This is a genomic window from Streptomyces qinglanensis (assembly GCF_900111245.1).
In the GTDB taxonomy this organism is placed as follows: Bacteria; Actinomycetota; Actinomycetes; order Streptomycetales; family Streptomycetaceae; genus Streptomyces; species Streptomyces qinglanensis.
On the sequence record NZ_FOGO01000003.1, the window covers coordinates 1 to 25,096 of the forward strand.

24 protein-coding genes and 1 pseudogene are annotated in these 25,096 nt (G+C 67.5%); 14 read left to right on the forward strand and 11 right to left on the reverse strand.

Going from position 1 to position 25,096, the window contains the following annotated elements; all coding sequences use genetic code 11:
• Positions 1–464: 464 nt before the first annotated feature.
• The gene (locus tag BMX65_RS07065; protein ID WP_074999315.1) at positions 465–743 is read right to left on the reverse strand and encodes a hypothetical protein; all 279 of its coding nucleotides are present in this window, start codon (positions 741–743) and stop codon (positions 465–467) included.
• A 729-nt stretch (positions 744–1,472) separates the two neighbouring features.
• Here BMX65_RS07065 and BMX65_RS31285 point away from each other — a divergent pair.
• A protein-coding gene (locus BMX65_RS31285; protein ID WP_239501918.1) for an IS5 family transposase occupies positions 1,473–2,281 on the forward strand; the annotation gives its coding sequence in 2 pieces (ribosomal slippage) (positions 1,473–1,790 and positions 1,793–2,281; 807 coding nt in all).
• 37 nt (positions 2,282–2,318) lie between these two features.
• On the opposite strand, the pseudogene BMX65_RS07080 reads toward BMX65_RS31285, so the two are convergent.
• Positions 2,319–3,171: pseudogene (locus BMX65_RS07080) on the reverse strand (IS5 family transposase).
• A 266-nt stretch (positions 3,172–3,437) separates the two neighbouring features.
• Here BMX65_RS07080 and BMX65_RS07085 point away from each other — a divergent pair.
• A complete protein-coding gene (locus BMX65_RS07085; RefSeq protein ID WP_420856801.1) occupies positions 3,438–3,743 on the forward strand; it encodes a helicase associated domain-containing protein in 306 nt (101 codons plus the stop codon).
• 60 nt (positions 3,744–3,803) lie between these two features.
• Here BMX65_RS07085 and BMX65_RS07090 read toward each other — a convergent pair whose 3' ends face one another.
• The 3 genes from BMX65_RS07090 to BMX65_RS07105 form a co-directional block, all read right to left on the reverse strand.
• A complete protein-coding gene (locus BMX65_RS07090; RefSeq protein ID WP_143081814.1) occupies positions 3,804–5,750 on the reverse strand; it encodes a hypothetical protein in 1,947 nt (648 codons plus the stop codon).
• A gap of 67 nt (positions 5,751–5,817) precedes the next feature.
• On the reverse strand, positions 5,818–7,755 hold the full coding sequence (locus tag BMX65_RS07100) for an ATP-binding protein (protein WP_074999320.1): 1,938 nt from the start codon (positions 7,753–7,755) through the stop codon (positions 5,818–5,820).
• Positions 7,752–8,381: a hypothetical protein gene (locus BMX65_RS07105; protein WP_079171750.1), complete on the reverse strand. Its 630-nt coding sequence runs from the start codon at positions 8,379–8,381 to the stop codon at positions 7,752–7,754. The genes BMX65_RS07100 and BMX65_RS07105 overlap by 4 nt, the downstream gene beginning before the upstream one ends.
• Positions 8,382–9,183: 802 nt before the next feature.
• Here BMX65_RS07105 and BMX65_RS07115 point away from each other — a divergent pair.
• From BMX65_RS07115 to BMX65_RS07125, 3 genes are all read left to right on the forward strand, one after another.
• Positions 9,184–9,573, forward strand: a complete 390-nt coding sequence (locus BMX65_RS07115; RefSeq protein ID WP_239501917.1) for a hypothetical protein — start codon at positions 9,184–9,186, stop codon at positions 9,571–9,573.
• Positions 9,574–9,990: 417 nt separating this feature from the next.
• Positions 9,991–10,896, forward strand: coding sequence for a hypothetical protein (locus BMX65_RS07120; protein ID WP_074999322.1), 906 nt, complete (start codon positions 9,991–9,993; stop codon positions 10,894–10,896).
• 166 nt (positions 10,897–11,062) lie between these two features.
• Positions 11,063–11,305 carry a hypothetical protein gene (locus BMX65_RS07125; RefSeq protein WP_074999323.1) on the forward strand — a complete coding sequence of 81 codons (243 nt, stop codon included), beginning with the start codon at positions 11,063–11,065 and terminating at the stop codon, positions 11,303–11,305.
• Positions 11,306–11,458: 153 nt separating this feature from the next.
• Here BMX65_RS07125 and BMX65_RS07130 read toward each other — a convergent pair whose 3' ends face one another.
• A complete protein-coding gene (locus BMX65_RS07130) occupies positions 11,459–13,528 on the reverse strand; it encodes a Shedu anti-phage system protein SduA domain-containing protein (protein WP_074999324.1) in 2,070 nt (689 codons plus the stop codon).
• A gap of 345 nt (positions 13,529–13,873) precedes the next feature.
• On the opposite strand from BMX65_RS07130, the gene BMX65_RS32760 reads away from it, so the two are divergent.
• The 3 genes from BMX65_RS32760 (at position 13,874) to BMX65_RS07140 (ending at position 15,081) form a co-directional block, all read left to right on the forward strand.
• Positions 13,874–14,044 (forward strand): hypothetical protein, encoded by a 171-nt coding sequence (locus BMX65_RS32760; protein WP_239501916.1) that lies wholly within the window; start codon positions 13,874–13,876, stop codon positions 14,042–14,044.
• A gap of 151 nt (positions 14,045–14,195) precedes the next feature.
• Positions 14,196–14,633 carry a hypothetical protein gene (locus tag BMX65_RS07135; protein ID WP_239501915.1) on the forward strand — a complete coding sequence of 146 codons (438 nt, stop codon included), beginning with the start codon at positions 14,196–14,198 and terminating at the stop codon, positions 14,631–14,633.
• Between the two features lie 37 nt (positions 14,634–14,670).
• Positions 14,671–15,081 (forward strand): hypothetical protein, encoded by a 411-nt coding sequence (locus BMX65_RS07140; RefSeq protein WP_112494219.1) that lies wholly within the window; start codon positions 14,671–14,673, stop codon positions 15,079–15,081.
• A gap of 193 nt (positions 15,082–15,274) precedes the next feature.
• On the opposite strand, the gene BMX65_RS07145 is transcribed toward BMX65_RS07140, so the two are convergent.
• A complete protein-coding gene (locus tag BMX65_RS07145; RefSeq protein ID WP_079171751.1) occupies positions 15,275–17,110 on the reverse strand; it encodes a serine/threonine-protein kinase in 1,836 nt (611 codons plus the stop codon).
• A 681-nt stretch (positions 17,111–17,791) separates the two neighbouring features.
• Between BMX65_RS07145 and BMX65_RS07150 the strand changes: the two genes are divergently transcribed.
• From BMX65_RS07150 to BMX65_RS32435, 5 genes are all read left to right on the forward strand, one after another.
• A complete protein-coding gene (locus BMX65_RS07150) occupies positions 17,792–18,313 on the forward strand; it encodes a hypothetical protein (protein WP_074999327.1) in 522 nt (173 codons plus the stop codon).
• 135 nt (positions 18,314–18,448) lie between these two features.
• Complete coding sequence (locus tag BMX65_RS32765; protein ID WP_162637643.1) at positions 18,449–18,589, forward strand: hypothetical protein; 141 nt, start codon at positions 18,449–18,451, stop codon at positions 18,587–18,589.
• An 80-nt stretch (positions 18,590–18,669) separates the two neighbouring features.
• Positions 18,670–18,831, forward strand: a complete 162-nt coding sequence (locus BMX65_RS32770; RefSeq protein WP_162637633.1) for a hypothetical protein — start codon at positions 18,670–18,672, stop codon at positions 18,829–18,831.
• A 219-nt stretch (positions 18,832–19,050) separates the two neighbouring features.
• Complete coding sequence (locus BMX65_RS07160; protein ID WP_143081816.1) at positions 19,051–19,266, forward strand: hypothetical protein; 216 nt, start codon at positions 19,051–19,053, stop codon at positions 19,264–19,266.
• Positions 19,267–19,618: 352 nt separating this feature from the next.
• Positions 19,619–20,116: a hypothetical protein gene (locus BMX65_RS32435; protein WP_074999329.1), complete on the forward strand. Its 498-nt coding sequence runs from the start codon at positions 19,619–19,621 to the stop codon at positions 20,114–20,116.
• 127 nt (positions 20,117–20,243) lie between these two features.
• Here the strand turns inward: BMX65_RS32435 and BMX65_RS07170 are convergent, their stop codons facing one another.
• The 4 genes from BMX65_RS07170 to BMX65_RS07195 form a co-directional block, all read right to left on the reverse strand.
• On the reverse strand, positions 20,244–20,534 hold the full coding sequence (locus BMX65_RS07170; RefSeq protein ID WP_074999330.1) for a hypothetical protein: 291 nt from the start codon (positions 20,532–20,534) through the stop codon (positions 20,244–20,246).
• 4 nt (positions 20,535–20,538) lie between these two features.
• Positions 20,539–21,390, reverse strand: a complete 852-nt coding sequence (locus BMX65_RS31290) for an IS701 family transposase (protein ID WP_162637642.1) — start codon at positions 21,388–21,390, stop codon at positions 20,539–20,541.
• Between the two features lie 744 nt (positions 21,391–22,134).
• Positions 22,135–23,118: an IS5/IS1182 family transposase gene (locus BMX65_RS07190; protein WP_074999331.1), complete on the reverse strand. Its 984-nt coding sequence runs from the start codon at positions 23,116–23,118 to the stop codon at positions 22,135–22,137.
• A 51-nt stretch (positions 23,119–23,169) separates the two neighbouring features.
• Positions 23,170–23,949: an alpha/beta fold hydrolase gene (locus tag BMX65_RS07195; RefSeq protein WP_074999332.1), complete on the reverse strand. Its 780-nt coding sequence runs from the start codon at positions 23,947–23,949 to the stop codon at positions 23,170–23,172.
• A 335-nt stretch (positions 23,950–24,284) separates the two neighbouring features.
• Between BMX65_RS07195 and BMX65_RS31975 the strand changes: the two genes are divergently transcribed.
• Positions 24,285–25,010, forward strand: a complete 726-nt coding sequence (locus tag BMX65_RS31975) for a hypothetical protein (RefSeq protein WP_239501914.1) — start codon at positions 24,285–24,287, stop codon at positions 25,008–25,010.
• The last annotated feature ends 86 nt before the right edge of the window (positions 25,011–25,096 follow it).

Below are 25,096 nucleotides of genomic sequence, written 5' to 3' on the forward strand. Positions count from 1 at the left end.
GCGCGCGGTCTGCTCCGCAGACACGACGCGACGCCGCTACGCGGCGTTGGGCACTGGCCCCCTCCGGGGTCCAGCCCACCCCTCCGGGGTGGGAACCGCCCCCTCCGGGGTCGGCCCGCTGGTCTGTGGCTTCATTTGACCTGTCGTCTACTTCGCGTCCCGGGGTTGGGGTTGGTGCGCGCCCCCTCCGGGGTCGCACGAAGCGGGCTGCAGGGAGGGGGTGGGCCTTGTCCGGTCGGCTCACCCTGTATGCATATGGGGGTGAGTTTTGGGGATCGGAACGACTCCCCCGCACCGTCCGAGGGTATCCCCTGAACCCTACTCAGGTATGCACGATGGGGTGCGAATTGGGGTCGTGGGGCACTGCCCGCGCTGCCCGGTAAATCGGTCTTTCGGGTCCGGCGGAAATCGGGTGGCGGGTTTCTGATTTCTGCTCAGAAAGAGGCGGTCGGGCGCTGTTGATTTCAGGGGGTGTCGCCTTCCCAGTCCCATTTCTGGGAATCGGTGGGGCGGGGGCTGTAGAGGGTGCGGCCGCCGGGGCCGAACGCGCCGATCTCGGTGATCAGGGCCGCACCCTCGGCCAACTCGGCCTCGCTCTGGCCGGTGACATCCAGCAGCAACCCGTCCAGCGGACCGCCCACCAACTCCCGGTACTCGTGGCCGGGGCGGGCGTAGGGGTGCGGGTCATCGTGGTCACTGCCGTACCCGCCGGCTCGGCTGACACATGTGCAGCAGCCTCCCACCCGCCACCGACACCGCTACGGTCTTCCACCGCCCAGTTTCCGGCGTCGGGGAGTCTCGTCGTGCAGCTGCTCGCGCGGCTCCTGGTACTCGGCGTCGACGGCTCGCTCAGCGGGTAACCGGCGCTCGGCGGGGCGGTCATGGTCCGGCGGAGCGGCAGGGGCGGGGCCGGTGCCCAGTGGGCGGCGTGCGGTGGTCATGGTGAGCAGTCTCCCGCCCTGCGGGAGTCCGGATGCCGTCGGCCGCGGGGGTGGCGGCCGGGCGCCCTCGAACCCCGTCGAACGCCCGCCCGGCCCGCTGGGGCTGTGAGGAGGGTTGGACGGGCTCCCGCCCGCCACTCACCACGCGGCGTGGCCTGCGGCAACACCAGCCCCGCACAGCAACTCGGCGCCGGCCGGCCCCCGCGATCAGTCCTCACGGGGGCCGGCCCCGGGTGTCCCCGTCAAAGATCGGGACACCCGGTCCCGTACAGCAACTGTGCACGTTTCGTGGTCAGTTGAGGAGGCCGATTTCGTGTGCCTCGTGGGCCTGGTCCGGGTTGAGTTTCCGTTTCTTGTGATGGGAGCGGGTGTTGCTGCGGAAGACTCCCAGCCGGATGTGGAATTCGTGTCCGTCGGTGTCGGTGATGGTTTCGGTGTGGTCGCGTGGGACGCGTAGAGCTCGTAACACGATCTTGTTGAAGTGTGCTGGTTGGCCGTGACCGGTGTGACGATTCGGCCGTTCGTGATGGTGTGACTACTCGGCCGTGGATCGTGGACGACGACTTGTGGGCGCTGATCGAGCCGCTCCTGCCGCCTTGGCCGGAACGGTCTCCAAGGCCGCGGCCGGTGCCGGACCGGCTCTGTCTGCAGGGCATCCTGTTCGTCCTCTACAACGACATAGCCTGGCAACTCCTGCCCCTGGAGCTGGGGTTCGGCTCGGGGCAGACGTGCTGGCGCCGACTGGACCGGTGGCAGAAGGCAGGAGTCTTCGACCAGCTGCACCGGGTCCTGCTCGCTGAGCTGAACGCGGCCGGCGAGCTCGACTGGTCGCGGGCCTGCGTGGACGGCTCCCACGTCCGGGCGAAAAAGGGGGTGGCGACACCGGTCCGTCGCCGGTCGACCGGCGCAAGGCCGGCAGCAAGCACCACGTGATCTGTGACGGTCGCGGCACCCCGCTCAAAGTCATCACGACCGCGGCGAACGTCAACGACGTCACCCAGACCCTCGCCCTGGTCGACGGCATCCCACCCGTCGCGGGCCGCCCTGGCCGGCCTCGCCGCCGACCGGACGCCCTGCTCGGCGACAAGGGCTACGACTCCAACCCGAACCGGAACGCGCTACGCGAGCGCCGGATCCTGCCTGTCATCTCGCGCAAGGGCTGTCCGAACATCACAGGAATGGGCAAGCTCCGCTACGTCGTCGAGCAGACCTTCGCGCTCCTCCACCACTTCAAGCGCCTCGCCGTCCGCTGGGAACGCCGCACCGAACTCCACGACGCCTTCGTCTCCCTCGCCTGCAGCCTGATCTGCTGGAGACGCCTCAAGAAGACCCGCACATGATCGTGTTACGAGCTCTAAGAGGGCATCTGATCATTGTTCAGACTGCTGTGGGTGTGATGTCCTTTTCGGTTCGCCAGGTTGGTGTGGATTCTCCGGTGAGTTCGCGGCTCATTTTGTTAGCCATGGCCCAGTGGATCATTGCCCGGGATCGCTGAGGCAGGGCTTCGTAGTCACGAGCCAGGCGGCGGTGCTGCATCAGCCATCCGAACGTGCGCTCCACTACCCAACGCTTCGGCAGGGGCTGGAATCCGGTGTTCGAGGAACGCTTGACGACCTCAACGTCGATCCCCTGGCGGGCACCGTGGTTGATGACGGAGGTCTGGTAGCCGCCATCGACCCAGACCTTGGCCACGTCCGGCAGCGAGGCGGCTACCTGATCCAGGAGCTGCTTGCCGCCGGCGGAATCGTGCACCGACGCGGCGGTCACGATCACGGCAAGCAGGAGGCCGAGCGTGTCCGTGGCCAGGTGGCGCTTGCGTCCCTTGATCTTCTTGGCCGCATCGATGCCCTGCCCCGTCTCCGCGACGTTGCTGGAGGTCTTCACGCTCTGGGCGTCCACCACGGCCGCGGACGGGGCCGGTGATTTCCCCCTGTGCGCGACGGGCCTTGTCGCGCAGCAGATCGTGTACCCGCTCAGTGGTGCCGTCGGCCTCCCACTTGGCGTAGTAGTCGTAGACGGTCTTGTAGGGCGGGAAGTCGTGCGGCAAGTACTCCCACGGGATGCCGGTGCGGTTCACGTAGAGGATCGCGTTCACGATCTCGCGCAGGTCGTGCACCCGTGCCGCCGTCCCCGGCCCCCTCCGCCTCCCTCGCCACTCGGTGAACACCGGCTCGATCAGGGCCCACCGGGCATCGGACACGTCACTGCGATACGGGCGCCGAGAAGTCACACGCCACGCAACGACCCGACCACATTGCGGTCACCCGACCCGATCAAATCACCCGTAACCTAGATCAGATGCCCTCTAAGGACAACCACACCGCGGTACCGCTCTGCCACCATGTACCAATGACCAGAAGCCCCAGCAGTAAAGAACTTGCAAAGCCGCACTGACAGAGCAGGTCAGGAACTGTTGGTCCCCGCGCAAGCGGGGGTGTTCCGAAGCAGCCGGGCACCTGGGCGCGGCTCCTGCCCGAGCAGCGGGAGCGGCTGACCGTGCTGGGCAACAAGCCGCTTGAGGAGCCGTCTGCCGCCCCGGCGGCCGGGCGCGCGGCAAGGGGGCGCCCGAGCAAGGCGCAGCAGGCGTTCCAGCGGGGCCTGACGGCCCTCGCGCAATGGGTAGAGCGGGAAGGCGCCCGACCTGTACCGTGCGGCCACGCTGAGGAGATCGCGGTGGACGGCGAGACGGACCCGGTGGTCGTGAAACTGGGCGTATGGATATCGAACATTCGCGCGAGGCGGGACAAGCTCACCCAGGAGCAACTGGAGGCGCTACGGGAGCTGGGCGTGGAGCGGGCGTGACGCCGCTGCCGTCCGGGCCGCGCGGGGCCCTGGGCGAGAAACGTCTGGGACTCCGTGCCGTTATGACATGTCGTGCGGGGTAGTACGGTTTCCTGGGACCCTCATGACAACCGCCCATCGATCCAGCTGTCTGGAATCGGGGGCGGGGATGTGTTCGGTCCACATGTTGTCCCGCAGGTTGGGAAGCCACTGGGGCTTCGGTGTGAGGTCCAGAACGGCAAGCATGCCGAGTGTGACTCCTGCGGCTTGGTAGGCCACCGTTTGCCCCAAATAGCGCTTGAGGTCTGCAGGTTCCGCCTTCCTGAGTTCGCGCTTGCACTCGATCACGATGCTGAATCCTGGGAAGATCACCAGGATGTCGGCGCGGCCTCCGCTGCGGTCGATGGTTTCCATCTGCACTTCGAAGCAGGCGCTGTCGAGGTAGTCGTGCAGATCTTCCTGCAGCTCGATCTCCAGCGGGAGCTTCTCTCCAGGCTTGGGCGCGAAGAGGTAGGCAGTCTTCTTCGTGTGCTTGTCACGGCCGCGGTTCGTCCTGTTCGCCAGGAATCGGATTGTCGCGGTGACGAGGCGAATGAAGTGCTCCCGTACCGAAAAGGACTGAAAGTCCGGGCAAGGTTGCAGTCCTCTGATGACCTCGTTGAAGAGGTCTTGCTCTGCTTTGGGCAGTGTCTTGATGTGACTGCTGTACGTGTCGGTGAGCTGCTCATGTAGGCCGTTGAGCGTGTCGGGAGGCAGGGCCGCTAGAACCGCCCTACCAAGTTCGGCGGCCAAGTCGTCGGCCGCTCCGTCTTTTCCCGGGCCGTCCTCAGGTTCTTCAGGCGGAAGCCCGAGCCGGGACTCGACTGCTGACCGGAGTTCCTCGGCAGCCTGCCGGTCCCAGTCGGGTGGAGCGTCGGCGAGCAGCGCGTGCACGTGCAGTAGGAGTCCTTCGCGGGCGGCAAAGGCATCTTCGATACGGGGAGCTACGAGGAGCTGCAGCGCAGAGGCGTCGCCGGTTGGGGTGAGGCGTACGGAGCGGTGAGCGATGTAGGCAGCGAAGACGTGCTGGATCGTCTGGCTTGGCCAGGTGGGGAGGGGTGAATTGAGGTGGGCGGCGGCGTGCTCGAGATCGGCGCTGAGGGTGTACCACGCTGCTTCGGTGTCGTAGCGGCCATCTCGCCAGCCTGTTCGTAGACCGGTGAGCCAGAGCGCGTGTTCAGAGGTGGAGCGGCGTAGTTGCGCTGCCTCGGTGCTGAGGGCTTCGTTGTCGTTGGCTTCGAACGCCAGGACGGCGTTGATTGCGGCCCGGTATGCGGTGGCGTCCGGGCGATCCTCGTCGGAGTCGATGGCTTCGGTGAAGTGGGTGCGGCTGGCGGTGAGCTGGGTGAGGAGGCTTGAGCGATCTGCGGCGTTGAATGCGTCGGAGAGGTGGCACATAGCCAGCTCAAACGCAGCGTCGGACCGTAGAGCCGGTATGTCAAGGAATGCGTGGAGTGCGTTAGTCAGGTCTGCGTCGCGCCATTGTTCATAGCCTGCTCCGAGCGCCCGTACGACTTGGCGTGCGTACCCGATGGGTGCGGAGGGAGCTTGTGGGTCAGTGAGGACGTCAAGGACTCCGTAACGCTTGATGGCTCCTCCGGCGAGTGCCAGGCGGAGTGCGGCTTCAAGGAAGAGGCCTGCGGTCTCGGCTTCGAGAGCCGTGGCGTGGGGCTCGGTCCGGCGCAGGGCGATTCGATTCAGCGCGGTGAAGTGGTCCCTCAGGTACCCGGGGTGGTCGCACAGTCGGTCAAGGAGGTCTCCGACGACGCCCGGCCGGTTCTCCGCCGTGAGTGCTTCGGCGATGAAGGCTGCAGCGCGGTCTGGGCTGTTGAGACAATCCCAGGCAGCAAGGAGAGCCTCGGCCGCGCGGAACCACAGTCGAGAGGTGGCAAGTTCATCTGCCTGGGCAAAGAATCGGTCTTCGCCGCCGAAGTCTTCGAGTGTGGGGGCGTCTCCGCGGCGAGCTAGGAGTGTCTCGAGCGGCGTCACGGTGGGCCCTCCTTATCGTGCGGCGGCCTGCGATGAATGACGCGTTAACGCGTCGACGGAGTGATGGTCACCACATGAAGGCCCCTGCTTCAGCGATCTTCGCGCGGTCGTCAGGGATGACCGTACGGGCGAGTTCACGGTTGGCCGTAGCGGTGATGATCTGCAGCCCGTCGGTCTCTTCGCAGATCGCCCGAAGTTGCTGTAGCGTCTCGGCAAGGTCGGTCGGGATCATTTCCTGGGCGCCGGCGGAGTCGATGAGGAAGAGTCCGGGATGGCGGCCGCCGTGCTGCTGGCCGACGCGGAGGAGAGCCAGCAGCGTGGCCATGCGCAGACGCAGCTGTTCGCCCTCGGTCACCTTCTGGAACGAAGACGGTCCATCGTCCAACTGGAGCTTCATGGGACCATTTGCCTGCAGCTTTACGCCCTGAAGGTTGTCGTATCCCAGTCGGACGGCGAGGTCGAAGATTTCGCTGCTTACCCGGTCCATGATGGGCTTACTCTCCTTTCCGGCGCGCACGTCGGCTTCTTTGTACGCAGCCTCCAGGATCTTCTCCTCTGGGGCCGGCGCCGTTGTTCCACCCGCGCGAGCGTGGGTGGCTTCGCGTTCTTTCAGGGCGCCGCGCAGACGTTCCAGGTCAAGCTGGCGTCGCAGAACAGAGGCATCCGGTAGTGCTGCTTGGGCAGCGGCCATCGCACGGCGGGCCGCGTCGAGCTGGGCTTCGGCTTCTTTCCGTTCCTTCTCCGCGCGCCGCAGCGCTGTGCGGGCCTGGTCGTCCGCAGCGGCCAGAGAGGCGATGTTCTCACTCATCTGGTCGATAGCTGTGGTGTCCTCCGGAGCATCCTCGGGAGGTGCGCTGCCGCATACGGAGCAGTGGTCCGCAGCCTGGTCGCCGCGCGCCTGAGCGAGGTCAGCGACGGGGGTGGTGCAACGCGGGCAACACGTCGGGGCGAGAGCCCCGAAGTAGCGCTTGGCTGCCGTGTTCTCCTTCATGTCGCGTAGCCGCTTCCGGTCTTCCACGAGTGTCTGGTGCAGCTCGGTGTAGTTCTGCTGGACGGTTAGATGCACCTGTACGGCAGCGGCATGGCGTTCCGCGCAGGACGCAACGTGGGCCGCGGCTTGCTCAATGGCCAACGCTTGGTCTTCCAGGGCGGGGGCGACACCAATGTTGGCGAGGGCCGCCTCGGCAGCAGTGATCTCGTCCTTGAGCTGTCGCAGGGAGCTCGCACGGGCCTGGGTGTCTTCGGTAGCCCGACGCTTCTCGCCCCGCTGCTGCTGCCGGACAGTCTTCAGGGCGGTCTCGGCGTCCCGGCGTGTGCTGGTCCACGGGAGGCCGATGAACATCTGCAGCAGGCTGACGACGGATCCGTTCTCGCTGGTCTCTCCGAGCAGGACCTCAGCGTTGCGGTTACGGCAGATCAGTGCGTGGCTGAACAGCGCCCAGTCGGTGACGGTGGCCTTGCCGTCTTCTTCGCCTTTGACGTCGGAGTGCCACCCTCGGAGGATCTCCAGGTTGAGACGGTTCATCATGAACTGGCTCATCACGGAGGCGAACTCGGCTTCGCCGGCGAAGTCGATTCCGGAGGTGGTCTTTCCGGTCTCCAGGCGTCCGGTCGGTACGCCGTCCTTGTGCTGGAATCCCACGCTGAAGGGCTCACCGTCGATGTGGCCTTCGAGTCGAACGTGAGAGATCCATCTGCGTGCGGTGTCCTGCAGCCGTTTGTTCTTGCCTCGCAGGCACCACCAGATCACTTCCAGGACAGTGCTCTTGCCCTTAAGGTTGTCGCCGGCCAGGCACCACAACCCGTCGCTGAGCCGCCAGCTGAAGCGGAAGTCGTCGGTGAACTTGCCTGCCTTGGTTCCTGAGAACTCGATCGAGGTCAGTGCCAGGCGGTGCGGTCGCGGCAGCACGCCGCTCTCCCGTACTCGGTGATGCTCGAGCACTGCTGCGGCCTCCGCGACGTCCACGCCAGCACGGCGGGCAACGGCCTCGGTGAAGTTACTCATGCGCTCCCCTCGCTCACCTTGGTCTGCAGCGCCGCCAAACGGGCCCGGACGCGCGGGAGAATGCCAGCGATGTCCTCACCCATGTGGGTTCGTTCGTACTCACCCTGCGCGTACTGAAGCTCTTTCAAGGCACTGCCGCTGCGGTCCCCGGCCAGTAGCAGCACCAGTACCGCGCGTTCGTCGTACCAAGACAGATCCGGCTCCTGCGAGCGCATCTCCTGTGCGTCCTGTCGGCCCGCCGACAGCAAGCAGTAATCCCAGCGGTCGATGTCAGGCGCTGTCCCGATAGCGTCGATGCCGATCAGTCCATGCGCGACCAGCAACGCCAGAGCGTCATCGAGTGACTCGTAGGCGCCGTAGCGCCAGCGGATCATGGGATAGGACTCGAGATCCGGCTCATCGCCTTCTAGCAATGCAGCCGCCCGGTCGACCGGGCTGACTCCCGGAACGCTCCGGCCGGCCTCTGCGGCGTTCAGCAGTTCATCGGCAAGGTAATCGGGGTTGCGGAGCCAGAAATCGAGCGCCTGAAGCTTCTTCTGTCCACGCAGCACCGCCACCGCGTCCGGATGGGCTGGGCACTCGCTGTCCGGGTATGGACAGTGATCCAAGAGGAAGAGGATGCGCACAGCATCCTGAACGCGGCTCGCCCTTCGAGTCCGTACTTCCACGCCCTCCGATGTCATACGCCCCCGCCGATCTCGCTTACATCGCCCCGGTAGACGAGTAGCACGAATCATGACTCTTGCGTAAGTGATCCAGCACAATCCGCAGTCGTAGCCGGCTTGACGGCGGCGAGGCGCGGCGGCCCCGGCCAACGCGCAACTGGCTGAGCGCGCCCCGATCCCCGGCCGCGGCCGCGCCGCCGATCCCGCCCGTCCCTTCCTCCTTCACTCCAGCCAAGGGACATGGGCAGAGCAGCCGCAACGGGGATGTCAGCAGGCCGACCACGGCAAAACGGCGTGGTGACCTGCGCGGACACGGGGACGGTCTTGCGGGCCGCGCAACGCTTAGCGCAACATCCAGCGCAACAGATAGGCACAACCCTTGGCGTAACCTCGTGCTTCTGGTCGACCGGGGCGACCGGTCACGCGGCCCGCACGGCTCCGTGGGCGCAGGCGAGCTAGCGCAGTTCGGAGCATACCGCCGGCACCGAGGGGGCGGTCTCCCAGTAGGGTGCCACCACAGCCGTACGGAGAGGAACAGCAGGCGGCGGCGCAGGGCGGTGGTGTCGCGGGGGCGGGGTGCGGCGAGCGCGTCGTAGGTGGCGTGACAGGCGGCTTGCGTCTGCACCAGGTCGTCGGGGAAGTCGATCACGTCCATACCAGCATTAGATCGCTTGTTCGCGAATTACGTGTCACTTCAGACACGCCCCGCCGCCGGAGTCTGGTCGGGGGCAGGCCGCCGTGGTCGGCCTCATGGTCGGGGTCCGTGGTCGCCCCGACCACGACCGTCGGACCGTACGGCAGCGGCATCCAGGCGGGTGAATTTCCTTCGCGTACGCGGGCGCAGTCCTACGAACTGACACGAAAGCACACCGAGGCCGAACTGGTGCGCATGGCCTACGCGGGTGGCCTGGTGAACCACAACTCCCCCGAGAAGTGGCGCAAGGACGAGATCGCCTCCGCCGTCGTGGACAACGAGCTCCGGGCCGCAGCCCGGTCCGGAGCTGACCGGCCTCCCGCCCCGGCCGCCCCGCCGAAGCGGCCGCCGGTACGGCACCACCATGACGAGTGCGACAAGACGGTGTACGGCGGCGGCACTTGCACCTGCGACCTCATCGAGCAGTACGGGCCGCCCTCCGAACGGGACGACTACTGAGCCCTTCCCTGCCTGCACCCTCCCCACCACGCCGGACCCCGGGACTCGTCAGGCCCGGGATCTCGTGCTGTCGGGTTTGGGACGGACGCAGTCGTACGGACCGCGTAGGCCGCTGGCAGCCACGGGAAGAGACGTCACCAGCGCGGCTCGAACCGGATTCGCCGCCGTGTTCTACCAGGTACGGAATCACGGCGTGAACTATCCAAGAGTCGAACCCCAGAACATCAAAGATCGCCGTCTGAAGCGTTAAAGGTTCCAGGTGTCGTTTACGCGACTGCCTGCGGCTTCAGCCACCAATGGTTTCCTACTGGGGTCATCAGTTATCCAATTGTTTTCCGATAGCCCGGTCTGAACGGGAAGCGGCCAAGCGGCCCGCACCGGAATTCGGCACCCGCTTCGTGCGGCCGATGGGTGAACATGGACTCCGTGAACACCGAACTGACCGTGCTCAAGCGGGACATGGCCGTGAGCCAGGACGACACGATACGGATGCTGCTGGAGCAGGCCAAGCGCACCGGCCGTGCCGTCCCCGTCCGGCGTGCCTTCGTCCAGGATGCCGATCCCGGCCTCCGCCTGGTCACGCGGCCCGGCCCGTTCTCCAAGATGCTGCGCAGCAACGAGCGGCTGGACCTGTTCCTCCTGATCCACTGCGTCACCGCGCGCGCCGACTGGGGCGTCGTTCACCGGTCCGAGACCTGGGGCCGCGCCGCGGGGATCTCCTTCGCCACCAACGGCACCGCGAGCGCCGCAGTCTCCCGGCACTTGCACAAGCTCAAGGAACTGAAGCTGATCAGCACCGAGCCGGACGGCCGGATGACGAAGATCACCAAATTGCTCGAGGACGGCTCCGGCGACCCGTACACGCTTCCGTCGGGCGACAAGGAGGGTTCCCGCAAGAGCACCTACTTCAAGGTGCCCTTCGCGTACTGGGAGCAGCACTACTACCGGAAGCTGTCGATGCCGGCGAAGGCGATGCTGCTCATCCTCATGAGCCAGCGCAGCCCGTCCTTCGCCCTGTACAAGGCCAGGGAGTACGCACTCTGGTACGGGATCTCCCCGTCGACGGTCGGGCGTGGCATCGAGGAGCTGAAGAAGAAGCGCCTGCTGTACGAGTTCCTCTCCGAGCAGCAGTTGGACGGCTTCTCCGTCCTTGGGCAGAGCACGCACGTCCGCTGGGCCCTCGCCGCGCCGTTCGACCTGAACGTCAACAAGACGGAGCGCGAGGCGGCGGAGGCCGCCTGGACTCCCGAGGGCATCGCCCGCACCGCGCTGCGGATCGGCTCCCGTATCCCCGCGCTCTCGGGGGCCGCGATTCCGCGATGAACACCACCGGGGCGCTACAGCCCCGGTCCTACGACTCCCGGCCCCTCGCACACGGGTCGGGCACGGTTCAGGCCGCCGCCCCGCAAACGGGCGACGGCCCCCTGTTCCAGCAGGGAGCCGCCCAGTGAAGAAACCGACAGTCACTCCCCAAGGAGGCACCATCAGCATGTCCAACGAGCCTAAGGGCACCGACCGGCCGGCGTCGACCCGGCATCACCAGGGCAGCGGCAAGCTGCGCCACATCCGGTCCGAGATCCGGACCCGGTTGCGGCGGCTGCTGGACGGCGGTCTCCGCCGTCGCCTGCGCGCCCTCGCCCGTACCGCGGGCCACGGCATCGTCCACGGCTCCACTGGCGCCCTGGGCGCTAGCGGCACCGCGTGGATCATCTGGTGGATCCAGCAGCGCTGACCCGGCGCACCCGCTGATCCCACATCCGCCGACCTGGTGGTCCCGGTCCGAGCCGGGGCTACCAGCGGCCCACCCCGTACGACGGTCACCACACGCGGGCCGCCGTACGTACTGGACACACCCACAGGCCAACCAGACCGGTGGATGGGAGTCTTAGCGATCTTCGACGATGAAGCACGCCCGTTGGTAGAGCTCGTCGAACGTGATGATCTCGACGTCCTGGATCGATGTCCGGTACAGCTCGAAGGAGCTGATCTTCTCCGGGTTCACATGGCCGTTGTGGGTGAATTCGCGCAGGCTCCCGATCACCACGACCTGCCGGGGCCGGGTGGTGGACAGTTCGACGCCGGTCGGAGTGCCGTCGTCGTCGTAGATATGGGTGAGGAACTCGCGCGAGATGAGCTGCTGGGCCTTGCCCACGGTCTTCTGCACCTGCGCCACGCCGCCGCCCAGTTCTTTCGATGCCTGGTATACGCCCGCGCGGTACGGGGCCTTGGCGAGCAGCTCCGTGTCGTGGGTCTTGATTTCGCAGAAGAGCATGCTGCTGATCAGGCCCTTGGAACGCATGATGGCGTCGATGCGTTTCCCGGCTCCGCCGAAGATGTCGGCACCGGTGGTGATGCGTTCCAGTTTGCCGTCGTCGATGGATTCACAGGCGATGAGGTTGAGCCCGTAGCCGAAGATCCACTGGTTCGCCTCGAAGAAGGCCTGCCAGACCGCCTCCGCCCCGCGCGTCGTCGCAAGGCTCTCCTCCTGCTGAAAGTAGTGCGGATCGTTCAGCAGCCACTCGAACCTCTTGAGCTGCTCCCTGCGGTTGCTGATCAACCGGATGTCCTCCTCGGTGAGCCCGCCGCCGATCGCGGTCCTGACCGCACCGAGAACCATCGTCCGGTCCTGGCCGGTCAGCATCTGGGTCAGCTGGGCCTCGTCTCCGGCCACGAGTTGGAGGGAGCCGCCGGGCGTGCTCAGCCCGGCGCAGCCCTGGAGGAAGTTGATGACCTTCCAGAAGTTCTCGTGGACATCCCCGGTGTCGACGAGCGCCTTGACAGCCCGGGTGGCCCCGGTGTCGGGCAACGTGTTCGTCGCGGGGACCTCACCTGCTTTCTTCTTGTCCTTCTTCCACAGCTTGATCCTCGGCGTGAAGGTGCTGCCCTTCTTGATGATGGTGACGCTGCACAGCGTGGCCACCTGGGGCCGGGCGTCGAGAACGAAGTCGGTGATCATCCGACGTGCGCGGGTGTCGTAGAGGTAGTGGAACCCGCTGCTGTCATGCGAGGCACGGATCTCCAGGTCGGCGAAGTCCCCGCGGGTGACGTCGAACTCGGTGGTGGTGAAGGGGAGGCGGAGACCACGAACGATGGGGGTGGCGGGTGCAGTGGCTTGAGCCCGCCAGTCCGGCGGGATGTGGGGCAGCGGCCGGGTATCGCCTTCGACCACGAGGTCCTGGACGTCGGTGCGTCCGAGCTGGCTGAGCAGGGTCTCCAGTGTCCCCCAGATCACCTCCTTCGTCTCCGGGGCACAGATGGGCAGGAGCTCGCGCTCCACGGTCAGGACCGCCTCGTAGGTGTCCGCCGTCCAACCGTCACCAGGCACGGGGTTAAAGAAGCCGCCGTCGCGGCGCAGGGTCAGGACAGCTGTACGCAGCAGGTCGCATGCGGTCTCCTCGCCGGCGCAGTCTAGGAGGCTGTAGGTCTGCCCGAGGACGAGGGCGAGCTTGCCCGTGTCGTCGTCGTTCAGCGGCAGCGGGACCAGCGGGCCCGTGGGCGCAAGCCGGACCGGCGTGTAGATCGGGCGGCCGGAGAGAAACTCGTAGGAACGCAGGCCCCACCCGTCCGGTGCCAGCAGCCGGTTCAGCTCCTCAACCTGCTTCATCGCCTCCTCGACGCCGGCCGCAACCTCGGGATGGACCATTCGTGCCAGGAAGGCAAGCAGCACCTCGTCCGGCCCGTCGGAGAGCTCCAACCGAGAGTCCTCGAAGATCCAGTCGTCGGGCAGATCTTCGTTGTTGAACCGGTGCTGCTGGATATCGGCACGGACAGTCGGGAGCTGGCCGTTCTCGGCCGCAGGTCGGTCCAGGTCGTAGAGGCCCTCCAGGAACGTGACCTCGTCCAGTTTCCCCCACCAGGGGCTCGATATCCCGCGCAGATAGCTGAAGATGTCGTGCCGCGTCACCGTCGTGATCGATGGCTGCGCGTGTGCCGGGGCGGGGTCACTGGACGTCATGTGTCCAGGATGGAGGGCAGGCCGGTCAAGTGCCGGTCGATCGGAACTTTCCATCTGTCGGACGAGACGTCAGACGACGAAGCGCAGCGCGGCAGCGAGGCGGTGGGGAACCGCCGACCGGCCCGCCCGGCCCACCCGCCGTCAGCGCGGCCCGCTCCGGCGAGTGCGAGCGGTCGGACACGTGGCTGACGTACGGCGAGCAGAAGCACCACGTCCACCTCAGCCACGCGTTCACCACGCTCGGGGACACCCTCCGCGCTCAGGAGAGCCAGCAGCGGGCGCTGGAGTTGTCCGCGCCGACCAGCACGATGACGCGCACTTTGCTGTACATCTACGGTGCCGCCTATGCCCATTACGACGGCGACAGCGAAGAGGCGTGCCGTCGCACAGTCGCTGCCCGTCGACTACCGAACCGGCCTGGTCCGCCGTCGCGCCCTGGACCTGTACGAGGCGATCCCCGCACAGCACCACCGCGAACGCGCCGTACAGGAACTACGCGACGTCGTAGTCGACTGACAACGACCGCTTTCACAGCGGGCACCCGACAGCCGGATCGGGCGGGCGGGTGAATGACGGGCCCGTGGCGCACCCGACCTGCCGGGCAGCCGGTTGTGGGGTCAGCGGACCGATCCGGCCCGTGTACGGGCCCACGTCTGCGAGGCACAACATGGGACGTCACAAGCAGCACAAGCCACGCCGCCCACGGGGCGAGAGCCAGCCGACCACGGAATGGTTCGGCACCGCCTTCCACTCCACCCGGGGAATGCAGCACCTGGACGTCCGCCAGTCCGGCAACGGCATCCTGATCACCTCCTCCCCTGCCGAGATCGACGACGCTCCGGCTGCGTGGCCGCTGCGTCTGCGCAACGACGACGACGGCCAGGGGCTGAAGGAGGTGGCCGCGGCGCTCGCTGCCGGGCAGGGACATGTCTTCGGCGTGACCGAGGGGCCCGGCTACCGGACCGTCCTGGCGTTCCTTCCCGACCACCCCGAGGAAGGCGTCGGCACGCTGGCCCGGGTCCGCACCAGCGAAGGCCCGGACAGCGACGTCGTGTTCGAGCGGTCCGCGGAATGCCGCACCACCGCCCGCAACGAATCCGAGTGACATCGCCCGCCACGCCCATGGGCGGCCGCTGCATGCGGTGCCAGCTGTCCAGGAGTACAACTGGAGTGCCAGCGGCCACGACTGCTCCCTGGACGCCCCCGTCAATCTGTCCCTGCCCTCCCACCAGCTCCTCAACGGAGCGGACCTGATGCGTAACCCCGGCAACGGCGACTGGCACACCAGCGACGGCACCCGCGTCGTGCGAGCCTTGACCAGCCACAGGCCCACCGGGAGGATCGACACCCTCCTGGCCCGCAGGGACTGGCTCGATGAGCGTCTGCGCGCCCTCAACTCCGCCTTGGTCCTGGGTCTGTTCGGCGAACGCCAGCCCCGCACCACCGGCCTCACTCGATGGCGCGAATACAGCCAGACAGCCGGCTTCCAGTCCGGCCACGAACCCACCGTCCAGGAACAACTCACCCGTATCAGGGTCAACCTCAACCCTTGACCCACGCCACCGACCGCAGAACAGAGCCATGGAACGACTGCTGGCCCGCGCACAGCCACCTGCCGAGCGCGGGCGAGCCACCAGCCGCGCCCCTCATGCACGAGATCGCCCCCGACGTGTCGGCGGCTTTGGCCGGACTCGGGGAATGCAAGCGGGAACGGTCAGTAGCCGTCCCCTCGCCGACCGTTCTTACTCACTCATCCTTCGCTTCGATGGCGTTGCGCCAGACCGTGACGTCGAGCTTGACGTAGTCGCTCGGGTCCCCCTTGGTAGAGCGCCCTCGGTAGGTGACGAGGGCGACGTGGCCCGAGCTGGTCTGGACGCAAATCTGGGAGCCGGACGAGAGCTGGTCCAGCCCAACACTGTCGGTGAAGCGGGTCTCGTTGCTGCAGGTCTGCAGCGAACCCTTCTGGGAGTTGCTGAGCAGGACGAGCTTGTCGTTGGGCCCGTTCATATTCAGTGACGGGTCCGACGTCCAGTGGTTGTAGTTCAGCGCTGAGCTCAGTCCGCCGTCATCCAGCTGTCGAGGCTTCAGAGGGTCGTCAGAGAAGACGAGATCATAGTTGGAGGGCACATTGATGCCCTTGTACGTCGCGGGCTTGGGGTTCGGCCTCGGCTTCGCCTTCCCCTCCGCCGAGCCGCCGGAGCTTTCGGGACTGGGACTGTCCGAGCTGTCCGAGCTGTCGGAGCTGTCGGAGCTGTCGGAGCTGTCGGAGCTGTCGGAGCTGTCGGGGCCGTCGTCCATGTTGCCCAACGCGAAAAGCCCGCCGTAGAACAGCACGCAGACGCCCCCGATCACCGCAGCGATCGTCTTCCCCCGGTCCCACCTCCGGCGGGGCGGCAGCGGCCGTGGGTACGCGGGCGGGTGCGGGCTACCGGGGTTCGGGGCGTAACCGGCCACCGGAGGGTACGGGACGCCGGGGTGCGGCGCAGGCTGGAAGGGGCCGACCGGGCGTGCGGCCATGGTCGGGGCGGCAGCCAGAGGCGTCGGCGGCGGGGGCGGTGTCGGCGGGCCGGAAGGCTGGGGCGTCTCCTGCACGGTTACCGGTGCGGTCCCCGCCGGCGGGGCGGCAGCGCCCGGAGTGGCGGTCTGCGTCGGGAGCAGGTCCTTCACGGGTGCGGGGGCTGCAGCCCACCGGGTGAGGTCGGCCACCACCGCGCCGGGCAGCCAGTCGCCGGGCCGCCGCAGCTGGGTGTCCCCGGAGGCGGTCTGACACATCCGCAAGATCTCATCGAGCTCCGGCCGGTCCTCCGGCTTCTTGGTCAGCGCGCGGCCGACCAGCTCCCGCAGCTCCTCCGGGAGACCATCCAGCGCCGGCTCGGCGTGGACGATGCGGTACAGCACACCGTGCGAAGTGCCCTCACCGAAAGCCGGGGTACCCTGCGCCGCGTACGCCGCGATCTGACCCAGCGCGAAAATGTCGGTCGCCCCGCTCACCCGCTGCCCCTCGGCCTGCTCGGGCGCCATGAACGACGGCGTACCGATGGTCACCCCGCTGCTGGTCAGCGAGGTGGAGTCGGCCGCGCGGGCGATACCGAAGTCGATGACGCGCGGCCCGTCGTCCGCCAGCAGCACATTGGAGGGCTTCAGATCCCGGTGGACGATCCCCGCCTTGTGAATGACCTGGAGGGCCTCAGTGATCCCTGCGACCAGGAAGAGCACCGTATCCACCGGGAGCCGCCCGTGCGCGGCGACCGCCTCGGCGACCGAGGGGCCGGGCACGTAGGCGGTGGCCAGCCAGGGCTGCGGGCCCTCGGTGTCGCTGTCGATCACCGGTGCCGTGTAGATGCCTTGGACGCGCTCGGCGGCGCGCACCTCCTGCTGGAAGCGGCGCCGGAAGACCGGGTCCCCGGCGAAGTCGGGGCGGATCACTTTGATGGCGATCGGACGTCCGCCCGGGGTGTAGGAGAGGTAGACCTTGCCCATACCGCCCGAGCCGAGACGGGCCGCCAACCGGTACCCGGCGACCGAGGTGGGATCATCCTCCGCGAGTGCGGTGAAGACCTCCACTGACCCTCCGTCAGTCATTAAACTCCGCTCCTGCTTTCTGTGTTCGCCGCCGTGACCTCCTGACATTACCGGGCGCCTGCTCGGCCGGAGGGACCAGGAGTGACCTCTCGATCACACTGTCGCAGTCGCGCCGACGGGCCCGGCGCCGCTGACGCGTGTGGGGAACCGCCGACGTTCGGGAGGGCCCATCTCCGCGCCAGATCGACGGCAACGCCCCCTCGGGACACCGCAGAGCCGCTCCATGCCGACACCGCCTGTGCGAAGAGCTGCACCTGGCTGCGCGTCAACCGGATGGGTGAACATCTGGCGCATCACCGACTTCAACACCCCCTGATCTGCGCAGATCGCCGGTGTCAAGAAAACAGAGGTCACGCTGGAAACCCGCCCTGGCCAACCACCGACCAGGAGTCACTCGTCCACAGCCTCAGCTACCTGCCTGAACTGCCCGAGGGCGGGGACCATGCCGGACCCGGGCCCGAAGCCCACTGTGGCTGACATACGGCACTTGGCCGCATGTCCCTTTGTACAGCGGTTGGCGGACGCGAGGCTGGTCGCGCCCGCCGGGGACGGGTGGGACCGGTGGCCGGGCCGCGGTCAGCTGGCGAAGCCGTCCCTGAGCATCTCGTGTGGGACTGCCCGGCGGCCCGGCGGTGAGGGCCGCCGGTCGGCGAAACGGGGCCGGGCGGGGGAATCCTGCGGATGGCCGACGACCGTGACGACCGCATACTCATCCGCAGCCGGTGGGGCACTAACCGCTACGTCTTCAACTTCCGCAATCCCGTCGCCTGTGTGGTCTTCGCCGGCTTGGCGCTGCTTGCTTGCGGTCTCCTCTACGCCAGCGCCCACCCCGACACTCCCCAGTGGGAGGAGAAAGAACTGCGCTCGGCCGTCAAGAAAGCGACAGCAGAGCTGTCAGAAGAGTCGCGGGTCGGCCCCGGACTGCCCGGGTACGGCGAGGTCCTCCAGTCACGGATTGCCGGGCACGGCCCTCACAGCGAGAGCCTCCTCAGCAGCGACCAGGAGGCCAGGGTCGTTGTCGCGCTCGCCTCCCCGCAGCCGGAACACGACTACTTCGGCGACAGCGTCGAGGAAGCGGACTACACCATCACCGCCGACGGCACCAACACCGCCTTGTGCCTCACCGTCACAGCGCTCACAAGCAAGTACGGCTACAGCTCCGTCAGCTTCAAAACCCGCAACGGCTCCTGCCCGACCACATGAGAGAGAAGAGACCGCAGCTCGACGCGGCCCCACAACAGGCCCCGGGCGGCTTCTGCCTGACGCACCGACGGATGCCTGGCACTACCCACCGCCGGGTGCAGGAGAGCCTGGGGCGGGACAGAGAAGCAGCAGTACGTGCGGTGCAGCGAGATCCCCAAGGTGGAGTGCGTGCGGCTGGGCGCCAACCTGCCGTACAAGTGTCAGCACCGTGACGGCAACCTGCTGATCACCGAGCGGCTGGCCGTCTCCGAAGACGGAAGGGTGCGGATCCTTTGAAGTGACGACCGGGATCAAGCGGTGAGGCTGTAGTCCTGCTGGTCAGGACTGGGATAGAGGCACTGGTGTTCGCGGGCCGTGTGGAAGATCCAGTAGTCCTCGAAGTCGCCGTTCGTGATGAGCGCGCGGAGTTGGAGGACGGCTTCGGCGTCATCGTCCGCGACGGCGTCGCCTACATCGCCGAGGACGGCCAGGCCGACTATCTGCCGCACGCGGTCGCCAAGGTCCTCACCTGGGCCTGACCGGTTGGGGTCACCGCGCCCTTGTTCCAGTACCATTCCGTCCGGCTCGTGTTTGAACAAGGTCACGGGACGCTCTTGGTGTGGCGCGTGGAGACCTGACGGACGAGCAATGGCCCCGGCCGGCAGTGACGTTGCCGCCTTGCCGAGGACGAGCCGTACGCCTCGGGACCGTCGCCGTGCCTTCAACGCGATGCGGTGGCGGGCCCGCACGCTGTGATCATGATGATCGCAGGGGGCACCGGCCATCGGGTGGTGGAGATGCCCGGCCCGGACGGCAGCACCGGGTTCGCCATCGTGGAAGCCTCTGCGGCCGAGGATCCGGGAAAATTGCGGGAGATCCGCGCGGGCCTTCACCGCTGGGCTGCCGAGCGGGCAGCCATCGACGCGGAAATGGACGGTATCGCCCGCGCCAGCGAGCCGGACGATGCCAAGTGAAGGGCACCGGCCGCCGGGTGAGGCGGCTTCACCAGGTGTAAGGCCACGTACGGCGGCTGGCTGACGGCTCATCTCCGGCTCGGGTCTGTGGCCTGGCGTGTGGGAGCTTCACAGCAGGCCCGGTCGGGCACTGCGTGGCGCTCCCGGCCAAGTGCGGCGCATGTGCGCGTTGGCGGGGGCCGGAAGCCGACTCCGCTGCTGAGGCGGTGCTGCATTACGGGCAGCACACCACACCAGGGGCCCCGGCTACCGGAAGCAAAAAGGTTCGAGACGACGACCGCACCGAATGCCACGGAGCTGCAGGTCAGTTGCCTGACTCTGCCCTGTAGGACCGCGCCGTTATGCTGCACCTGTGATCAACAAGAACGCCGTTCGCCTCATCGGCTTCAGTGTGCTGGCTGTGGCGGCAGTTGTTGGGTGTTCCGGAACCCGCGGCGTGCCCTCCGACGCGTCTGCGAAGTCTTCCGCGACTGCTTCCGGCTCCGAGAAGCCCGCGGCGGTGAAGCCGGCCACTACTGCGCGGAACGCCGCCCGGCAGTTTGCTCAAGCTCTCGCGCGCGGGGACGCAGGCATGGCGTGTGGACTGGCCGATCCCCGGCTACGCGCTCTCGCGGGCAGTCGCGGAGGGTCGTGTCCCAAGGCGCTCGATGAGCTCGCGACCGATGATCGGTACGTCTTCGGCCAGACCAAGTGCGTCAACTCCTCGAAGAACTACCAGATTGACGGCAACGACCCCCAGGACACCGCAGAGTCGCTCCGCGTCGACATCGACTGTCCAGAGGGCTACACCTGGTTGCGCGTGAACCGGATCGGTGACATCTGGCGCGTCACCGACTTCAACACTCACTGATCTGCTCAGGTCGTCGGCGTCAGGAAAGTGGGGGGAGCTGGAACTGGCCCTGGTCTTCCTTCCTCTACGCCGTGTGCGACGGCCAGGAGCAGCGGCCGCAGTCGAGCATCCGATGTATGAGAAGCGGCTACGCGCTGGCGGCGCCCTCGGCCGGGTCGGCAGACGTCCACCAGGCCATCACTCGGGCCGCCATCACGTCAGGCATCTGGCCCAAGGGATCGAGACCGAAGTGCTCTTCCAATTCCCGCTGCAGGAACTCAGCAATCTCCGACTGGCTGGCGCCACCGCGAAGCCGTCCGAGCAGAGGAGCGAGCATGCAGTCGTATTCGTCGCGCACCTCGTCAGCGACGCCGATCGGATCCCACTCGTTCAGCAGGTACCGCAAGGCGCTCTGCGGTGAGGTGTTCCAGGGCCTCATCGCCTCAGGCTCCCACCTGGGACCCGATCGTCATCACCTGCCTCGCCGTCATCCCCGGAACTCGGCCAGGGTGATGTGCCTGTACCAGCCCGGGTACCGGCGGACCTCGTACTGGTCCAGGCCGCACTCGTTCTTCGCGGCCCAGAACGCCTCCTCGATCGCAATCACCGTCGAAGTCGTCGATGGCGGGCATCCGGGCCGCGGCCCAGTCGTAGACGCGCGGCCCTTTCGCGCCGGCTCCGCAGGAGTGGCGTTCCCAGGCGTCCTCGGGCGCCTGGGCGATGGCGAGGTCGATGCGACCGATGGCGCGGACATGCTGGGATTTCGGCACGGACAGGACGTAGCCGACGCCAGCTTCCTCCAGCATGCGGCGCAGCCGCCACTCCTGGCCGTAGGCCGAGTCGGCGGTCACCCAGGCGATCGGCAGCGGCGAGACCAGGGCCCGCATGATGATGGCCTTCGCAAGGTCGCCCATGGTGGCGAGCCCTCGCCCGTCGGGGATCTTCGCCTGGACGCACGGTCCGGATCGGACGTCCAGGACTTCGACAGGTACAGTTCCCGGTCCACCAGCGGTGGGGTAGGCCGCGAGAACGCCGATCTGGCAGTTCTCGGTGCGGCCGGCGGTGCCGGAGTACTGCCGCTGCACACCCGCCGAGACCGTGCCCTTCTTGATGAACCCGGTGTCGTCGATGATCAGTACACCGGCCGGGTCCCCGAGCTTCTCGGCGACGTAAACCTGCAGGTCATCGCGAATCTCGTCGGGAACCCAGCAGGCACGGCTCAGCAGGTGCTGCAACCCGGCGGGAGTGCGGTGACCGACATGCTCAGCCAGCTGCCAGCTGTTCTTGCGGCCCACCGGTCCGAGCAGACGGTGCACGTATGCCCGTCCGCCGCCGCAGATCCACCCGCCCGAACCGGTGACCGATCCGCACCAGCAACTCTTCCAGTTCCGCCGACCAGACATCGGGCCGCACAACATCTTGCACGACAAGCACAACGACCCGCCGCACCCGGGTCACGAACCTCCGCCACCTCACGGCGCGTCAGCCAAATACCTCACAGGCACGCTCCAGACCAGCAGAAATAGCGAACAGCAACTGCAGTATTAGTACTTGTCCGGCCGATCATGCACGGAGCCAGATGACGAGGGTTGCGGTCGTCGCGAGCCCGAGGAAGACGTAGGCCGCGTTTGTCGTAGCGGGTGGCCACTGCTCTGGCGTGTTTGAGCCGGTTGATCGCCCGTTCGACGGCGTTGCGTTTCCTGTAGCGCTCCTCCTCGTCGAAGCCAGTGGTCGTTCGCCGTGTGACCCCTTGCCCAGGCGGGCGGACTGGGTGTCGGTCTTCTCCGGAATCGTGTGCCGGATGCCCCGACGTCGTAGATGCTCGCCGCACGAGCCGTTGCTGTATGCCTTGTCCGCAGCGAGGCTGTCGGACTTCCTGCGCGGACTGCCCGGCCCGATCCGCGGAACGTCTCGGAACGGGCTCGGACTGGGAGCAGTCCGCCCGCTGTCCCGGGGTGACAACTACTCCAGTTGGCTAACGAGGTTGTGAGCGAATGAGTCGGTGGCGTGCTGGTCTGGAGGTTCGGCTGGTGGGTGATTCAGCGGGTCGTTGGGGTGACGGGCACGAGTGCGGTGCTCGGCTTGCGGTGGGTGGCACGTTGGGCGGCGCGGTCGGAGACCAGACCGGCGATGGCGCGGTGGGTGGCCGAGTAGTGCTCGCGACGTCCGAGGAACCGCTGCAAGGGGCGCCATCGCTTGTGCTCGGCGTTGGCGTGCTCGACGCAGATCCGGCGTGAGGATTGGCGGCGGCACATCTCACGCCATCCGTACCGCTCGGTCAGCGGCACGTCCTCCAAGTCCTTCGGCTTCTTCGGCGGTGCCGAGATCTGGTCAGGAAACTCGTTGGCCAGGCCCCGGTAGCCCTCGTCGACCTCGGCTCTCACGTCCGGGTGGAGGCGCAGCTGTTCGGCGATGCCCTCGGTGCGCATCGCGGTCTGGTCGTGCATTCTTCCGGGCCGGTCGGCCCCGGACCACAGGGTGCGGCCCTGGGTGTCGCTGATGGTGGTGGTCTTCATGGTGTTCTGTTTCCTCTTGCCGGAGACGAACGCACGGCGGCCGGGCCGGTGGGCCCTGGGGCGGCGGACCTGGGTCTCGGTGCCGTCGATGCGGAGCGTGATCTCTTCGGCTGCGGCGTAGGCGAAGACATCGGCCAGCGTATGCAGCCGAAGCCCCAGCCGGTCGGGGAGGGCGAAACCCCTCGCGGCCAGCAGCGGACGGATCTCGCCGATCGCCCTGGTGATGGTGGACCGCTCCAGGCCGTAGAGCTCCGCGAGAGCGGCGTGCGGGAGTTGGTGACGCAGGTGGACCAGGGTGACCAACACCCGGTCGGTGCAGACGAGGTCGTGCTTCGGCCCGGCACCAGGCCGCCGCCTGCGGTTGCCGCCGCGCCGCTCGTGCAGTGCGGACTCACAGCGCGCGGTCCACGGCCCGGCCAGCTCCTCGATCAAACCGCCGAGATGTGCACGAGAGATGCCGGTGAAGGCAGGATGGGACAAGGCCGCACGGGCCCATTCCTTCGTCATCACACATGAGGAACCCGCGCGGCTCTCTCCGCGTTACGGGCCGCTTGGGCGCTATTGCTGTTCGTGGTCGGAGACCGCCGCCGCGGTGGCGCGGGCGAAGCCTTCCGGGTTGTCCAGCATGATGTTGTGCCCGCAGCCGGGGACCGAGACTACGGCCACCCCGGCTTCGGTGAGCGCATCGGTGCCCGGGAGCGGGCCGTCGGCCTCGGGCAGCAGGTAGGTGCGGGGGATTTTCAAGTCCAGCAGATGCTCACGCATGGTGGGGGCGGTGCCACGGGTGAGGTGGACCGCGCTGCGGTGCAGGGCCTCCCGGCCGGCCAGGCGCATCGTGGACCACCAGTGGGAACCGGCCCGGTCTCGGATCTCTTCCCAGCCGCCCGCCAGGAACTCCTCCTCGGAGTACGCGGCGATGCCGCTGCTGCCCGCGGAACCGGGTGTGGGCGGGATCGGGTCGAGGTTGGCGTCGACCAGGACCAGGCGGGAGACCAGTTGGGGGTGCCGGGCGGCCAGGATGATGGCCACCGAGCCGCCCATGCTGTGCGCGATCAGCTCGGCGCCCGTGACACCCGCGCTGGTCAGGGCCGTGGCGAGGGCATCGGCGTGGGATTCCAGGGTGTAGTCGAAGCCCGTCGGCCGGTCGCTGATGCCATGTCCGAGCAAGTCGATCAGCAGCGATCGACGTCCGACGAGCAGAGGATGAACCGCAACCTCCGCGAAGTAGGCCGGCGACGTGGCGCCGAGACCATGGACGTAGACGCGGGACGGCTCCTGTCCCGGCAGCTCAACCCAGCGGATCTGGCCGCCCTCGGGCGTCACGGCGGCGTTGCGCACAGTCTGCTCCCCTTCACTTCACTCCGGATCGGCGGAGAGACGAGAGTAGCCACCAAGCCTCGTCGCACCACCACCGCCCCGGCTGGACGTTGCGCGGGCACCAGAAGCCTCGGGCCTCGACCAAGACACCCCACCCGAATTCGTTCACAACGTCGTAAGCCGAGCGAGCCCGGCCTCCGCCGCACCTCTGATCGGGGGGGGCACGGCGCAACCGTCCGCCTCCCTGGCGAGTCGGAGACGGTGTGACCTCCAACCTGAACCGGCAGGCGGGGCGACGCGGTCTGCGCATGTGGCCCGTCGGCTTAGCTCTCCTACTGACCTTTACCGGTGCCGTCGTGGTAGCCGCGACGGTGTTCTTTGCCGGCTGGAACCTCCTGGAGGTCCAGGGCCTCAAACCCGAACGCCGCCTCACCTCCAAGACCCTCTTCGACCTGGTCAAGCTGTCCTTCGGGGTGGTGGCCGGGGCCGGGGCCCTCGTCGCGCTGGTGGTGGCCTACCGCCGCCAGCGGGTCGATGAGGACGGCGCCCGGCGGGACGTCACCCGGCTGCACACCGAGCGGTTCACCACCGCGGTCGGCCAGCTCGGCGACGACTCCCCCGCAGTCCGTCTCGGCGGGGTCCACGCCCTGGCGGGCCTGGCCGACGACGCACCCACCCCTGGCCTGCGGCAGAGCTGCATCGACGTCCTGTGCGCCTACCTCCGCCTGCCCTACACCCCGGAATCCGACCTCCCTCCGGACGACGCCGAAGCCCGGCACGCCTACCTTGCGCTACGGGAAGTGCGGCACACCATCATCCGCCTGACCCGCGACCACCTCCGCCTCCCCCCAGACCACCCCCACACCTGGCAAGGCCACGACCTCGACTGCACTGGCGTCGTTTTCGACGGCGCCGACTTCTCCGGCGGCACCGTCGACTTCTCCGGCGCGACCTTCTCCGGTGGCACCGTCGACTTCACCACAGTACGGGAGGACGCGGTACCGTCCGGTCTGGTGCCAGCCCCCGGTGAGCCGGTACCCAGCGGCCTACTTCTGCCACATGCATGGCGGCCGGCATCCTGACGCAGTGCTCATGCGGCATGACGCTGCTCGGACCACGGGCTGCGGAACCAACGCATCAACGATCCCGCCCCATCCCCCCAGGACTT